Annotated in this window: 10 protein-coding genes and 1 pseudogene; 1 reads left to right on the forward strand and 10 read right to left on the reverse strand. The window is 61.1% G+C overall.

Going from position 1 to position 14,781, the window contains the following annotated elements; all coding sequences use genetic code 11:
• Positions 1-49 precede the first annotated feature (49 nt).
• The 5 genes from CQ13_RS26955 to CQ13_RS26975 form a co-directional block, all read right to left on the reverse strand.
• Positions 50-1,063 carry a transglutaminase-like cysteine peptidase gene (locus tag CQ13_RS26955; protein WP_063800156.1) on the reverse strand — a complete coding sequence of 338 codons (1,014 nt, stop codon included), beginning with the start codon at positions 1,061-1,063 and terminating at the stop codon, positions 50-52.
• A 222-nt stretch (positions 1,064-1,285) separates the two neighbouring features.
• The gene (locus CQ13_RS26960; protein WP_057845866.1) at positions 1,286-2,539 is read right to left on the reverse strand and encodes an HlyD family type I secretion periplasmic adaptor subunit; all 1,254 of its coding nucleotides are present in this window, start codon (positions 2,537-2,539) and stop codon (positions 1,286-1,288) included.
• A complete protein-coding gene (locus CQ13_RS26965) occupies positions 2,526-4,742 on the reverse strand; it encodes a type I secretion system permease/ATPase (protein ID WP_245309340.1) in 2,217 nt (738 codons plus the stop codon). Before CQ13_RS26965 ends, CQ13_RS26960 begins: the two co-directional genes overlap by 14 nt.
• A gap of 255 nt (positions 4,743-4,997) precedes the next feature.
• The gene (locus CQ13_RS26970) at positions 4,998-6,692 is read right to left on the reverse strand and encodes a TolC family outer membrane protein (RefSeq protein ID WP_057845867.1); all 1,695 of its coding nucleotides are present in this window, start codon (positions 6,690-6,692) and stop codon (positions 4,998-5,000) included.
• A gap of 480 nt (positions 6,693-7,172) precedes the next feature.
• Complete coding sequence (locus CQ13_RS26975) at positions 7,173-7,379, reverse strand: hypothetical protein (RefSeq protein ID WP_057845868.1); 207 nt, start codon at positions 7,377-7,379, stop codon at positions 7,173-7,175.
• 453 nt (positions 7,380-7,832) lie between these two features.
• On the opposite strand from CQ13_RS26975, the pseudogene CQ13_RS40225 reads away from it, so the two are divergent.
• Positions 7,833-8,575 (forward strand): annotated as a pseudogene (locus CQ13_RS40225) (epoxide hydrolase family protein).
• A gap of 115 nt (positions 8,576-8,690) precedes the next feature.
• On the opposite strand, the gene CQ13_RS26990 reads toward CQ13_RS40225, so the two are convergent.
• From CQ13_RS26990 to CQ13_RS27010, 5 genes are all read right to left on the reverse strand, one after another.
• Entirely contained in the window at positions 8,691-9,320 is a 630-nt protein-coding gene (locus CQ13_RS26990) for a 2-hydroxychromene-2-carboxylate isomerase (protein ID WP_057845871.1), read from the reverse strand.
• A 528-nt stretch (positions 9,321-9,848) separates the two neighbouring features.
• On the reverse strand, positions 9,849-11,759 hold the full coding sequence (locus CQ13_RS26995; RefSeq protein ID WP_057845872.1) for a flavin-containing monooxygenase: 1,911 nt from the start codon (positions 11,757-11,759) through the stop codon (positions 9,849-9,851).
• Positions 11,760-11,773: 14 nt separating this feature from the next.
• A complete protein-coding gene (locus CQ13_RS27000; RefSeq protein WP_057845873.1) occupies positions 11,774-12,547 on the reverse strand; it encodes an SDR family NAD(P)-dependent oxidoreductase in 774 nt (257 codons plus the stop codon).
• Positions 12,537-13,193: a TetR/AcrR family transcriptional regulator gene (locus CQ13_RS27005; protein ID WP_057845874.1), complete on the reverse strand. Its 657-nt coding sequence runs from the start codon at positions 13,191-13,193 to the stop codon at positions 12,537-12,539. Before CQ13_RS27005 ends, CQ13_RS27000 begins: the two co-directional genes overlap by 11 nt.
• The gene (locus tag CQ13_RS27010) at positions 13,190-14,686 is read right to left on the reverse strand and encodes an AMP-binding protein (protein WP_057845875.1); all 1,497 of its coding nucleotides are present in this window, start codon (positions 14,684-14,686) and stop codon (positions 13,190-13,192) included. Before CQ13_RS27010 ends, CQ13_RS27005 begins: the two co-directional genes overlap by 4 nt.
• Positions 14,687-14,781 lie beyond the last annotated feature (95 nt).

Here is a 14,781-nt window from a genome sequence, read left to right on the forward strand (position 1 = left end):
GTCCGGCGGGCTTTTTTCTTGCCGCTCCGATGGGCGCGGAGCGTATGCGCTACATCAGCAGGGGCAGGGTGTTCAGCCCGGATGCGCTATCGGCCGGCGCACCGGCGCCGATAGTTTTGCCGCTGACGGCCGCGGCCGGTGCCGCCTGGAGTTCGCTGCCTACAAGCGGTCGCTTCGCATAGGGGGTGGCGAAGAGGTGAACGCCCTGATGATCGATCGCAAACAGCGGCGTGAAGCGCGTGGCTTCGGAATCCGCCATCAACGTCGAGAACCGGTTGTCCAGCAATAGCCAGTGGCCATCTACACGTGCCGCCAATACCGCATGGTCCTGACGAACCATGCGGTCACGGACCAGCACGATCTGCAGGTCGTTGCGGGGGAAGCCAGCGGCGCTCAGCGCGACATATTTGGCGATCGCATAATCTTCGCAGTCACCTTTCGTCGAGGCGAACGTCGCAAGCGGCGTGCTCCATCGATCGGGCTCGCCGTGCTGGGAGAGGTCGCTGACGTAGCGGACGGCGGCGTTGACGCCCCGGTTGGCCTCATCAAGCTTGTCGCGTCCCAACTTCGCCCCGACCGCGTTGACGAGCCGAAGGAATTGGACGGCGTGGGCGGGACAATTGCCGGCGTCCGCCCGGCAATGATCGAGGATAGCCTGCTCCCTCACCATGTCGGCTTCGACGCCGCGCCATTTGCGCCAGAGGAGGCCGTCGGGCGCGCGGAACGTGAACAGTCCAAACGGCTCGGAGCCTACCGCAGGCGCTTCCCTCACCGCGGGCGGCGCATCCGTTGCCGTGTTCGAAGGGGTGAGGGCGGCGAGGCGGACCGAGTCCGTGGTGCTGCGACCGCCCCCAAGATCATGCTTGGCGAGAACGGCATTGATGCTGAAGAATTTCGCCGGCGACGCCTGGTCGCCGCCCGGCGCGAGATCTGCTCCGACCTCTTCCAGCGACGTATCCTCGGCGGCCAATGCTTCGGATGTGGCGCCAACGCCGAGCGCGAGAATGAGCCCCATGGCCAACGCATGCGAGCGTGGGCTCCGCAGTTTTACGCGCGGCGTCATGACGTCCCCTTTGTCAGGAGCGTCAGTCAACGTCTTTGCGTCGATCGGCCGCCCCAATCTGTTATCGGGACGGAAACTGCGGCCTTCGCCGCTTATGGTGAGTTAAGGCGAGGCAAGGATAGAAGGAATGTCGGAGAAGGCGGTCAATCGCCGGTTTTCCGGATGCTTCAAAATCACCTCAAAGTTGAACGGGTGACCGTAACGTTCCGTTAAGCAACATGCTCACCGCTCGCGCATGGCCTCATCCCGCAGGGTACGGGCCGGCTTGAGAAGGTAGTCGAGCACGGATTTCTCGCCTGTCAGGATCTCGACCGTGGCGACCATGCCGGGAATGATCGGCAAAGAGTTTTTGGTCGTGCCCAGATGGTTTTTATCGGTACGAACCATCACGCGATAAAAGGTTTCCTGGCGCTCCGACCGGTCGGCTGCCTTGTCATCGACGATAGTATCGGCGCTTATCCGCTCCACCTTGCCCTTTAGCGAGCCGTACACCGACGAGTCATAGGCCGAGAGCTTTACCACCGCGTCCTGATTGGGGCGGATGAAGGCGATATCCTGGGGCCGTATGCGGCCTTCCACCAGCAGCGTGTCATCCAGTGGGATGATATCCATCACATTGGCGCCGGGCTGAACCACCGCACCGATCGTCGTCACATTCAATTTATTAACGATGCCATGCACCGGGGCCTTCAGGTCAGTGCGTCGCACACGATCTTGCGCGGATTTGATGTTTTCATCGAGCACCGCAAGATCTCCCTTTGATTTGGCCAGATCTTCGTCTGCCTGCGATCGAAAGGACGCAAGGGTATTGGCGATCTTCGATTGTGCTTCGGCGAGCTGCCCGCGCATTTCGGTGGCCTGGCGGTCGAGCCGCAGCATCTCGATCTCGGGTACGACCTTCTGCTCATAGAGCTTGCGGGTGAGTTCGAGTTCGCGTTCCAGAAGCTTGAGCGTGCCCGTCAGTCTGGTTACCTGTTGCTTTAGGACGTCCACATCCTGCGCCAACTTTTGTCCACGCATCCTGAAGACGCTGGTCTCGGTAGCGACTGCCGCCGGAACCACTTGGTCGATTTGTTCGGGGAACGTAATCTCGCTTCGTCCGCGTGCCTCTGCCTCTAGTCGTGCAACGCGCGCCGCCATCGCACCGCGTCGTTCCCTGATCTCACCAAACTCGGACGCAAATTTGGTGTCGTCGATTCGCATCAGCGACTGGCCCTGATTAACGATGGCGCCTTCCTGAACGAGGATGTCACCGACAATACCGCCTTCAAGGGTCTGGACGACCTGGGTCTGGCGGGAAGGCACGACGCGGCCATCGCCCCGTTTGACTTCATCGAGGACCGCGAAATGCGCCCAGACCAGAAACGTCACGAGCAGGGCGAGGAAAGCCTGCAAGAGCATGCGCGAGGTTCGCGGTGTACGCATTGCTGCTGCCGCACGGATGTCATTGGCGAAGGCAAAATCAGATGCGGGCATTGGGATTTTGCACCAGGGCTGCGCGAGGCGCGACAGTGGGTTGCGCCACGGGTTCGGGCGGAGCTGCCGCAGGCTTGCCTTGCAGCAGAGCGAGGACCTTGTCCCGTGGTCCGTCTGCAACCAGCCGACCATTGTCAAACAGCAGCAGACGATCGACCATTCCGAGAAGCGAAAGGCGATGGGTGGAGATGATGATGGTCATCTGTTCTCCGCGCATGCCCTTGAGCCGTTCCAGGAATTCAGTTTCGCTGCGCACGTCAAAATGCGCGGTGGGTTCGTCCAGGAACAGCACGCGAGGCTTCCTGATGAGCACGCGCGCCAGCCCGATCGCCTGTTTCTGCCCGCCCGAAAGACTGCGGCCACCTTCGGCGATGGGCATGTCGTATCCCATGGGATGGCTGGCGGTAAAGCTCTCGACGCCGGACAAACGTGCCGCAGCAAGCACCTCTTCATCCGTCGCCTCGGGCTTGCCCAGCGCGATGTTGTCGCGCAGCTTCCCGAAGAAGAGGTCGGTGTCCTGCATCGCAAATCCGATGCCGGCGCGCAGGTCCGACGGGTCATATTGCCGGGAGTCGACGCCGTCGACGAGGATGCGTCCTTCTTCCGGCTCGTAGAAACCGAGCAGGAGACGTCCGACCGTTGTCTTGCCGGAGCCGACACGGCCGATAATTCCAATTCGCTCGCCGGCCTCGATCCTGAAGGAAACCTTGTCGAGCGCTTTGCCGGGCGCGTTCGGATACGAGAAGCTGACGTTTTCGAAGCTAATGCGGCCCTGCTCAATCTTGCGGGCGACATAGGCGCGCTGCGGAGACCGCTCGCGTTCCAGCGACATGATACGGTCGATCGACTTGAGCGCAGACAATGTCTGGGTGCCGCGTGTGATCACGGACGCGATCCCGGCAATCGGCGCCAAAACCCTGCCCGCCAGCATATTGGCAGCAACGAGGGCGCCAACGCTGAGCTTGCCTTCGAGAATGAGAAACACGCCGACGATGAGCAGAAGGAGGCTGGTAAGTTGTTGCGCCGCATTCGCGCTCGTCAATGTCAGCGACGACCAGAAATGGACGTCTTCTCCCGACCGCGCGGTTGCTGCGACCGACCGTTCCCAGGCCGTTTGCATCCGGGCCTCGGCGCCTGTTGCACGGACCGTTTCCATCCCCGCGAGGGACTCCACCAGCACGCCATGGCGTGCCGCTGACTCGGCCTGCATTCGTTTTATGGCGCGGTCGAGCGGACGCTGCATCGTAAATCCGAGCGCGATCATGATCGGCAGCATCACGAGCGGAATCCACGCCAGCGGACCGGCAATCGTGAACAGGATGGCGATGAAGAGCACGGCGAAAATGAGGTCCGTCGCAGAGACCACGCTGCCGGACGTGAAGAACTCGCGAACCGAATCGAAGTCACGAAGCTGATTGGCGATGATGCCGACTGAGGTTGGACGCTGCGCCATCTTCACCGCCATCACGTGTTCGAAGATGTTGGCGGCGAGAACGACGTCTGCGGTCTTTCCGGTCATGTCGATGATGCGGCTCCGCACGGTGCGCAACACGAAGTCGAAAACGATGGCTATACCCATTCCGATCGCCAGCGCGACCAGAGAAGGAAGCGCGCCGTTCGGAATGACTCGATCGTACACGCTCATGGTGAACAGCGGCGTCGCCAGCGCGAGCATGTTGATCAGAAAGGCTGCGAGAGCGACGTGCCCGTAGCTGCGCCAATGCACCTTGACGACCGACCAGAACCAATGGCTCCGGGGAATATCTCCTGCGGCAACCGCTCGCGCATTGGCTTCGGCCGCGGCTCTCACCAGAAAGGTGTAGCCTGTGTAATCCGCATAAAGCGCTTTGATGCTCTGAACCTGCGGCGCGGCAGGCAGGTTCGTCGGGTCTAGGATCTTCACGCTTTGGCTAGCCTGATCGATTCCCAGAAGGATCAGCGCCTTGCCGGTCTTCATGATCAGGACCGCAGGGAGAACGATGGCGGGGATATCGAGGATGTCCCGCTTGATCGCCTCCGTTTCCAGTCCGGCGCGCCTCGCGGCACGGTCATAGAGGGCGACCGACAGCCGTCCATCAAGGATGGGCAGCCCGCCCAGCAACGCCTCGCGACTTACCGCACGGCCATGATGGGCAGCCAGATAGGTCAGAGACGCGGCGAGCGGGTCATGACGTGGCGGATGGACGTCGGCGGCGCTAACGATCCCGTCCGCCTCGTCTTCAGCCGGCCGGGCTTGCGCCTGTTTGGAGGTCCGGGAGAACAACCTAGTGCCTCTGATCATCAGTAAAGTAAATAAGACCCGCGCAACCGACGCGGCTAATAAGCCGTCAGAATATAATAAATCGCCGTCCGAAGCATGGGCTGGATTCGGCTATTCTTTCAGACAGTTAATTAGCAGACACTTCCGGCGCCATTAACCGCGCCTTATATTAACTGCTCACCTCAGATAAACTGTCGTTTACTTCTTCTCGGAGGGGAACGCCGACAGCAGCCAATACGGCTCGCCCTCATACGCCGAAGCATACGACATCGATAGCTGCGCCGTCGGATCGACGTGAGCGACGACCGCTTGGCTTGGGCTACGGCCATACTTCTGGGCGAACCATTCCGGCGCTCCGAGCATCCTTGCTGCGACTGCCCCACGCGGCCAGCGATCGGTAAAGCCTTCCCGCGGTTCCGCGGCGGCAAAGGCCAAGGGAGCTGCGGAAGCGTCGATGGCCGCATCTGCGACGCGCAGCGGCTCCGATCCGGATTGCGGCAAGGTCACGCGTGGCGTCGAAAACTTGTAGACGGGCAGGCCAAGCGGCGCCAGATCAACCGGTGCTGCATCTACGGGGGGAGGAGCCTTGAGATATTCAAGTAGAGTCCCCATCGCCGCCAGCATCTGATAGTCGGCGAAGACAATGACGCCACGCGAAGAGGTCAGCGAGACGGCGGCATTGAAGTACTGGTTTTGCGCATTCAGCAAATCGATCAGCGAGCGTTGACCGAGTTCGTATTCCTTGTCGAACGCTGCGATCGTCTTGCGGTCCGCCTGCAATTGACGGGTCAGGGCCGCGACACGTGTCGCTGTAACCGTTCGCGCAGCCCAAGCCTTGTCGATGGATTCCAGCGCATCTCGCTGCAACCGCGCGTGACGCATGGTCGCTTCGGTGTGACGCTCGGCCATCTCGGTACGGCGCCAAGAATCCTGGCCGCCGCGGAAGACGTCCCAGGACATCACGACCTTGCCGCTGTAGTCGTCATGGGTGACGCCCAGATACGGATAGGTATTGTCGCTGTGGGTCGCGCGGCCCTCGAGCGAGAGGTTCGGCACGAAAGCGCCGTCCGTGACCCGGAAAGCGTGTTTGGCCGCGTCCACATCTGCCTGCGCGGCCCTGATGGTCGGATTGAAGCGAACCGCGATCGCCAGCGCTTCATCCCTGGTTGCCGGCAACCCCGCCAGCGGGGCCGGGAAGCGCAGATTATACGCCTCCAGTCCCACGACCTTGCGGTACTTGGCCCGGGCCTCCTCCAGATTCCTTCGAAACTCTGCGAGCGTCGCCCGCGCGTTTTCCACCCGCTCCCGCGCCTGTTCCAAGTCGCCTTCGCCGGCCCGGCCGCCCGAGAAGCGGGATTGCACGTTGGAGAATATCCGCTCGTGGTTGGCAATGTTTTGCTGCCCGAGATCAACCAGCCTCATATACCGAACGACATCGACATAGGCCTCCGCTGCATCCAGCGCGATGAGTTCTGTCCGCTCCCGGACCCGGAAGGCGGCCGCGTTAACCCTGGCCGTTTGCCGCCAGATGTCGTGAATGGAAGCAAATCCGTCGAACAGTACCTGTCGTACAATAACCGACCCCTGGGTTCCATTTCGCCAAGTGCCAGTTCCGGGCGCGGGAATCGGCAACGCCGAACCGCTCACGACTGCAGCGCTCTGGTCGAATTTTTCAGGACCGTACCGGGCCTCCACGCGGACCTGTGGCAGCAATGTGCTCTGTGTCTGGCGGAGTTCTGACTCTGTTGCGCGCCGATTTGCAGATGCCTCGCCGACGCCTGGGTTGGTTAGGGTAGCCTGCTTCAACGCATCGTTGATGGAAAAGGGTTCCGCCGAAACAGGCGCGGTCGTCGCCAAAAGCACACTGGCGACCGCACAAAACCACGATTTCATTGCCCCCGTCCCCACCAACTAAAAAAACTTGCCGTCAAAATGACGCTTCAATTGCTCTAATTAGTCACAAGCTAGCAAACGGAACCGGATTCCCCTATGACATTTCAGCCACAGGTTAAGGCATCATTATTAACTGTGAGTTGCGTTAAATAGTAATTTAATACCGACGGGCCGGCGGGATCGGCGGGATTTAAACCCTTGCTTGCGGCTCTCCTACTGACGTTCATGTCCATATTCCTTCCGCTGATCGGAACGAAAGCAAAATGGAACGGCCTCGGCCGCGGGCTGTTTGTGCAGGACGGTGTGGACGTTTGAACCTTGGTTGCCCCCACGCAACGGCTCGCAGGCATCTAGCGAAACGGCCCCAGTTTCTGGAAAGAAACTGGGGCCGCCTTCTTCCGGGTTGGGCTTGGGGCTGGTCCCCGGAAGCCGCGCTGGCTCAAAAGCGGCTAATAGGCGCTCGATGACCGCGCAGCTTCGTTAGCGGTATTGGTCATCCTTGCCATTCGGGCTGCCGTCGCGGCCGCCATTGCCATAGCCGTTGTTGCCCGAACTTGCGATTGCGTCGGATGTCAAAGAAGTGGACAGCAACAAGGTAATCGCTGGGGGAGTTACGGCTGCAAACCTGCCTGCCGAAATGAGAAATTTCCGGCGGTCATTGAGCTCTTCTTGCGCTCGGGTATCCATGACGGCCTCCGACCGGTTATTTTGACAAGGATTATATCATTTAAACTCCGCGGAGTACCGATATTTAATTGGTTAATCACCCTCTGTTGATACGACCCTGCGTCTGCCCGGCAGGCCACGCATGTGGAGGTAAATTGGGGACGTCCCTGAGCCCCCCGACTCGAATGGCGGCCTGACAGCGGCGCAGCGCTGCGAGTAAACTTCGGGCCCAGATCGGACGGCTCGCCCCAATGGTGGGCAGTCAAGACGACAGAGTGGCGCATCTGTAGTTGCCAAAACGTGCGGGCGAGGGGGGACTGCCATATTTCCCCGAGAATGATCTTCTGCCCTACGGAATCATGATTGCGGACGGGACGCAAAAGGCAATCGCTCACGACCTCGCTTATTTCGGGTAGCATCAGCTTAGAGAGCGTGACACCGTGATCCATCTGAAAAGGCCTTCATGAGCGCCGAATCAGGCCCTATCGCATCTCGATCGGCGACGACGTCCTCAATGACGTCAAATCGCGGCTGCGCAACACCCGCTGGCCGGAGGCCGAACTGGTCGACGACTGGAGCCAGGGCACGCCGCTGAAATGGATCAAGAACATCTGCCGTTACTGGGCTGAAGAGTACGATTGGCGTGAGCGCGCGGCGCGGCTCAATCGCTTTGCGCAGTTCACCACCGAGATCGAAGGGCTCGACATTCATTTCCTGCATGTGCGTTCGCCGCAGCCGGACGCAATGCCGCTGCTCATCACGCATGGCCGGGCTCGGTGGTCGAGTTTCACAAGGTGGTCGAACCGTTGACCGATCCGGCCGCGCATGGCGGCAACGCTGCCGATGCGTTTCACGTCGTTTGCCCGTCGCTGCCCGGCGGGGCATCCCGAAAATATCCTCGGCCGCGACGAGTTGCTCGACAATGTCATGCTCTATTGGGTGACCGCTACCGCCGCTTCTTCGGCCGCTTGTACTGGGAAAGCTTTGGCGCGAAGCGCCACGCGGCTTACAGGGTAACCGTGCAGACCGGTATTGCCGTCTTTCCCAAGGAGATCGTCACGCCGGTGCGAAAGTGGATGGAAGCGAGCTACACGAATATCCAGCACTGGAGCGAAATGCCGAAGGGCGGTCACTTCGCGGCTTTTGAGCAGCCGGAGCTGTTCGTACGGGAGATGCGCGATTTCTTCCGAACGTTGCGGGAGCCGTCGGCTTCCTGATCGGTTGGGCTCCCATTCGATTGAAACGGCCTCGCAACCCAGTTCCGATAAGACGGGTCGGTGCCATCGGCGGATTCAGGATGATGGATAAGCACCGTTCGCTGTGTCGGCGATCTCACGTCCGGTGACGACTGCCGAGCGCTGTCGCGATCGATTCCGGATTCCGGATGCGCTCGATCAGCATGTCGATGCGATCGCCGCCCCAGAACAGTTCGCCATTGAAGACCATGGTCGGAACGCCGAACACACCGAGCGCTTCCGCCTCGTCGATGATGCGGTCGTGTTCTGCCCGCGCGGGGCCGTGGACATAAGCTTCGAATTCTTCTGCCGAACCGCCGAGCGAGGCGATCACGCCGGAAATATCGGAGAGCTCGTCGATCTCGAGATCATGACTCCAGAACCGGCGGAATACCGTGTCATGATAAGGGCGGAACAGGCCGTGGCGCTGGGCGAACAGCATGCCGGCGCTGGCATAGAAGGCATCATAGATGCGCCGCGGCCCCTTCATGACGAGGCCCTGTGCATTGGCGTAGCGGCGCGCGTCCATATAGGCGTAGCGCACCTTGCGCCAGAAATGCGGCGTACGCTCCTCCACCGTGCCCATGAATTCCGGGATGCGCAGCGTGTAGGGCAGCCATTCGAGTTCGACGCCGTAAGTCTCCTCGAGCTCGAACAGCCGCTTGTTGGCGACGAACGCGTAGGGGCTTTTGTAGTCGGTGTAGATGCGGACGCGCGGTCTATCCATGGCGTTTCCCTGTCTCATCGGATCAGTATCTTCGATCCGAGTAGAGCACGGAACCATGCGACGCATTCCAAAACGATTGGGCCGCGCAAAACGAATGGGCCCCGGTGCATAAGAGCATCGCGGGGCCCTACATCTTCGTTATAGGCGAAGGATTTCTGGTAGACACCAGTATGTTCTCAGGATCCGGCTTGCGCGTGGCCTTTGCGCTCCAGTCCCGCGGATAGGTTTGGATTGTCGAAGGCGCGATGAGGCTTGCAGCTGCTTATGACCTCAACCGTACCTGGACCTTGCGCTGAGCAAGGTCACCGGTCTGATCCGGTGGCGTCATGCTCCTCTCCAAGAGTTGGCCCACGGACGATACGTCCGCTTCCGCTGCGTGTCGTCTCGATCATCTAACCGAACCGCCAATGCCTGCGGAGCGGGGAGCCCAATGCTCCGGGACTCCAACAGGTGCAGCGTGCTAAATGCTGCGGCAGATGAAGGCAGGTGTCAAGTAACACATCCGCCGGTTCCCGCGGGCACTGGATGTCAGGCCTTGGTATGGCGGTAATCGTGTAAATCAGGCTCGTGGGTCATCGCCCAGTAGTCCACGAACCGCCATGGCATCGCCGAGAAAACCCGACCTTGCTTGTTGCGGTAATAGGTCGTCATCCCGGGATGCGTCCAGATCAACTGCTCGTGCTCGGCATCCACTTTCTCGATGTATCGATCATGCGCTTCCGGACGAACGTCGATCGCAGCAATGCCTTGCTCGATCATCTCGACGAGGCAGGCCGAGATGTAGCGGCTCTGGCACTCCGACTGGAAGATCACGCTGCCGCCATGTGCGGGACCTGAATTGGGGCCGAGCATCACGAAAAGATTTGGAAAGTCCGACACGGTGAGCCCAAGATAAGCGGTCGGATTGTCGTTGGCCCAGGCTGCCCTCAGATTTTTTCCATCGCGCCCCGTGATGTTGAGGCGAGCCGCCATTTCGGTGACCTTGAATCCGGTCGAGATGACGATGATGTCTGCGGGACGCAATTTGCCGTCGGCGGCGACGATGCCGTCGCGCGCGAAATGGTCGATCATGTCGGTGACCAGTTCGACATTCGGCTTCGTCAGCGTCTTGAACCAGTTGTTGTCAAGCAGGATACGCTTGCCATAGGGCGGATAGGTCGGCACGCATTTCTCGATCAGATCGGGGCGATCCTTCAACTCCGAGAGGATGAAATTGGTTAGCTCTTCGCGATGCCGGTCATTGCCTTTGTTGACGGCGCGCTCGGGATGCGGCCAGTCGGGGTCCTTGCGCAGGAACGGCAGCAGGCCGTCGCCGTATCGCCAGAACATGTTGAAGCGGTACCACTGCACATAAAACGGCAGATGCGCGAGCAGCCATTGCGCGCCCTCGGTGATGGGATCGGAATAGCCCGCGACCGGGCGCGCCCATTGCGCGGTACGCTGATAAACGGTGACCGACGCCACACGGTCGGCGATCGACGGCACCAGTTGCATGGCGGTAGCGCCGGTGCCGATGACGGCGACGCGCTTGCCGTCGAGCTTGATGTCGTCGGACCACAGGGCGGAGTGCAGCATCACGCCCTTGAAATCTTCCTCGCCCCTGAAGTGCGCCGGGTGGGGGTCGTTGAGTTGACCGATCGCACTGACCAGCGTGGTCGATTCACATATCTCTTCGCCATTGGCGGTCTTCAACGTCGAAATCCAGCGTCGCTTGCGCTCGTCCCAGCGCGACGATGTCAGCTCCGTGTTGAGGCGGAGATGCTTTCGGATGTCGTATTCCAGCGCCACCTTCTTGAGGTAGTCGAGCAATTCCTGGCGCTGGGCGAAATAGCGCGTCCACGGATTACGCGGGCCGAATGAGAACGAGTACGAGTGGTTGGGCGTATCGACGCCGCAGCCGGGATAGCGATTGACATACCAGGTGCCGCCGAGTTCGTCGTTCTTCTCGACGATGGTGTAGGGGATGCCGAGCCGGCCAAGGGCGACGCCGAGCGCAATGGCGCAGACACCGGCGCCGACGATCAGCACGTGCTGCTGCGCCAGCTTGTCCTTGGATGGCGGTTTGGTCCAGCGCGCCTCCCGGGGGATGAAGCCCATTTCCTCGCGCATCAGCGGCGCATATTCAGGTGCCACGTCTTCGCCCAGCGTCGCCCGCATCATCTTCAGCATCAATCCATTGCCGGGATCGGTGATGACGGGCTTCGGTTCACCGTTTGCGAACAGCTTCAAGACGGCCGCGCGGATCTCGTCCTGGATTTCCGGAGGCAGACCGGCTTGCGGATCCGGAATCAAGCGGACGTCGCGCTTGGGCCTGTAAGGCGGTTCCAGCCAGCGCGCATCGCCGGTCATGTGCACCAGCACCATCAGCAGGACGCGGATATCGCCCTCGGCGATGGCCGATGACAGATCGAGTTTCTTGCGCGGCAGCTCAATATTCATGCTGGTGTCCTCGTTTACGCGCCTGGTGCTTCCGGCAAGCCGCCATAGGCGGCCCAAGTGGTGCCGGCGATATAGCCGGCATCGACGGGAAGGTTGATTCCGGTGACGCCGCTGCTCAGCGGCGACAGCAGCCAAGCGATGGCCTGTGCGACTTCGATCGGCTCGACCAGCCGGTTCATCGCGGTCGGACTTTCGAGCAAGTTTTTGTTCAGCGCGCCCGAAGCGATGCCGGCTTCCAGCGCCGCGGTGCGCGTGAAGCCGGGCGAGACCGCGTTGACGCGGACGCCACTGCGTCCCCATTCGGCCGCCAGCGTCTGCGTGATCTGGATGACACCGGCCTTCGCCGCGGTATAGGCGTGGATCGGGCCTGAGGTCATGCCGGCAACGGAGGCGACATTGACGATCGCGCCGCGCCGGCGCTCGGCCATCTTCACGCCGACGCTTCGGGCCACCAGAAACGTGCCGCGCATATCGATATTGACCTCGCGGTCCCATTGCTCCATCCGCACGCGTTCGATTTTGTGCATCTTGCCGAACACGCCGGCGGCGTTGACGAGACCTGTGATCGGGCCATGGGCGGTCTCGATATCGGCGATGCCGCTGACAACGGCGCTTTCGCTCGCGACATCGAAGGGCGCGGGCCACAGGATGGTTTGTGTGTCCGCGAGCGGTTCGGGCGCAATATCGACAATAACGACCTTTTGGCCCTCTCCGGCGAGAAGCGTTGCGGTCGCGGCGCCGATGCCGCGGCAGCCGCCGGTGACGAGAACGATGCCGTCAGCGGTCATGGCTGTTGCCTTTATCCGGTGTGAACAGCCCGCGCGTGACCAGCTTTCGGTAGGCGGAGATGACATGGTCGGGCGCGGCCGTTACCGCGCCGCCGGTGTATGAGTATCGCCGGCTCAGGTAGCCGCGTGCGCCCATGAACATGTGAACGATGGCTTCGAACTCCTCGTCGCTGAAATCAACGATGGTGCCGGCCGTGCGGGCGCGCTTGAGGATGCGCACATAGGCGGTCGCGATATTATCGAGATGTTTCTGGTAGCCGACCGGTGCGAAATACTCGGCCTCGTTGAGGATGCGCAAAAATTCCGGTACCTCGCGGATGAAATCGAAGAAGGCGCTGAAGCGCTCGATCTCCTGCCTTGCGGCATCTGCGGTCCCCGTGCGGTCGCGGATGAAGTGGACCATGTCGATGCCGATCTTCGGCAGCAATTGATCGAGCAGTTCCTGGCGGTTTTCGAAATGATTGTAGAACGTGCCTTGGGCCACGCCGGCTGCCTCGGTGATGCGGGCGACGGAAGCCTCGGCGTAACCGTACTTGCCGACGATCTTGGTGGCGGCATCAAATAATCTGCGTTTGGTCCAAGCGTTGCGCTCGACGCGGTTCAACTTCGTGACCTTACCGGATGCGGCTTGCGATGATTGCGTCATGCGTGAGTTTCCAGTTCGGCGCGCAGTACCCGCTTAAGAACTTTGCCCGAAGGATTGCGTGGCAGATGATCGCGGATGATGAGTTGCTTCGGTACCTTGAAGCTGGCGAGGCTCGTGCGGCAATGTTCGATGAGATCAGGCAAATCCAGCGTGGCGCCATCCGAAAGCACCACGACCGCAACCGGCTTCTCGCCCCAGCGCTCGTCCGGCATGCCGACCACGGCGACCTCGCGCACCTGCGGCAGCTCGTAGATGACGCGCTCCACTTCGGAGGAGGCGATGTTCTCGCCGCCGGAGATGATGATGTCCTTCTTGCGGTCGGTCAGATAGAGAAAGCCGTCTTCGTCGAGATAGCCTATGTCGCCGGTGCGAAACCAGTCTCCGAAGAACGCGGCCGCGGTTTTCTCGGGATCGTTCCAATAGCCCTGCGTGACCTTGGGGCCGCGGAGGCAGATCTCGCCGTTCTGGCCCGATGGCAGCCGGTTGCCGGCGTCATCGCGAATTTCGATTTCGACATGGGCAATGGCGCGCCCCGTCGAGCCGATCTTCTCGATCTCGCGGCCGGCTTCCATGAAAGTGTCGCCGCCGCAGGTCTCCGTCAGCCCATAGGCGTCGATGTAGCGGGCGTTTTTGAAGTAGCCGGAGAAGGCTCGGATGCGTGCTTCCGGAGTTTTCTCGCCGCCGCCGATCGCCCATCGCAGGCTGGAGACATCGTAGCGGTCGCGGGTCGGGCAGGTAAGGATCGCGGTCGTCATGACCGGCGCAAACCAGGCGGCGTTGAGCTTCTCGGCTTCGATCGCGGCGAGCGCCTGCTCGGGCTCGAAGTTGCGGTGGATGGAAAGCAGGCCGCCCTGCCAGAGCACCGCAATACCCGGCAGGTCGAGCGCGCCGACATGATAGAGCGGACCGACCACCAGCAATCGCGTTTCTGCATTCAGCCCCAAAGCCAGCGTCTGATCGGCCGATTTCCAATACAGGTTCTCGTAAGTGAGCATCACGCCTTTGGGGCGGTCGGTAGTGCCTGACGTGTACATCAGCCGCATCAGGTCGCGCGGCTGCCGGACCTGGATTGGGGCGGGCGCGATGTCGAGTGCAAGCCGCGTGACCGTGGATTGCGCTGACGCATCGAGCAGCACGACCGGTGCGCCGCCGGCCGCAAGCCTTGCGAGTTCTTCGTCCGCAATCAGGATGCGCGCACCGGAATTGGCGATGATGTAACCGACTTCGTCTGCGGACAGGCGATAGTTGATCGGCAGAAACACCGCGCCGATCTGGCTGGTCGCAAATGCCAGTTCGAGAAAGGCCGTGCTGTTCTGCATCAGCACCGCGACGATGTCGCCGGGGCCGATCCCGCGCGCAGCGAGCCAGCCGCCAACCCGCCGGACGCGGTCATCGAACGCGGCGTAGGAGATGTCCTCGCCGCGGTATTTCAGCGCACAGCGATCGGGCGTCCGCCTGGCGTGAAAACCGATGAAGCTCGAAAGGTTGATCATTTGCTGCTCGAAACGCCGCTTTCGGTCTGGCTTTCCCGATATATGAATTCTGACTCGTAATTCATATTTGGCTTGACGTCACCCCCCTCGCTCTG

Origin of the sequence: Bradyrhizobium retamae (assembly GCF_001440415.1) — a bacterium.
In the GTDB taxonomy this organism is placed as follows: domain Bacteria; phylum Pseudomonadota; class Alphaproteobacteria; order Rhizobiales; family Xanthobacteraceae; genus Bradyrhizobium; species Bradyrhizobium retamae.

What these genes read in the sequence shown, in the direction of transcription:
- CQ13_RS27000 (WP_057845873.1), bottom strand. Translation starts at nt 12,547, where the DNA reads ATGACCGCTGACGGCATCGTTCTCGTCACCGGCGGCTGCCGCGGCATC.
- CQ13_RS26955 (WP_063800156.1), bottom strand. Translation starts at nt 1,063, where the DNA reads ATGACGCCGCGCGTAAAACTGCGGAGCCCACGCTCGCATGCGTTGGCC.
- CQ13_RS27010 (WP_057845875.1), bottom strand. Translation starts at nt 14,686, where the DNA reads ATGATCAACCTTTCGAGCTTCATCGGTTTTCACGCCAGGCGGACGCCC.
- CQ13_RS26975 (WP_057845868.1), bottom strand. Translation starts at nt 7,379, where the DNA reads ATGGATACCCGAGCGCAAGAAGAGCTCAATGACCGCCGGAAATTTCTC.
- CQ13_RS26995 (WP_057845872.1), bottom strand. Translation starts at nt 11,759, where the DNA reads ATGAATATTGAGCTGCCGCGCAAGAAACTCGATCTGTCATCGGCCATC.
- CQ13_RS27005 (WP_057845874.1), bottom strand. Translation starts at nt 13,193, where the DNA reads ATGACGCAATCATCGCAAGCCGCATCCGGTAAGGTCACGAAGTTGAAC.
- CQ13_RS26960 (WP_057845866.1), bottom strand. Translation starts at nt 2,539, where the DNA reads ATGCCCGCATCTGATTTTGCCTTCGCCAATGACATCCGTGCGGCAGCA.
- CQ13_RS26970 (WP_057845867.1), bottom strand. Translation starts at nt 6,692, where the DNA reads ATGAAATCGTGGTTTTGTGCGGTCGCCAGTGTGCTTTTGGCGACGACC.
- CQ13_RS26990 (WP_057845871.1), bottom strand. Translation starts at nt 9,320, where the DNA reads ATGGATAGACCGCGCGTCCGCATCTACACCGACTACAAAAGCCCCTAC.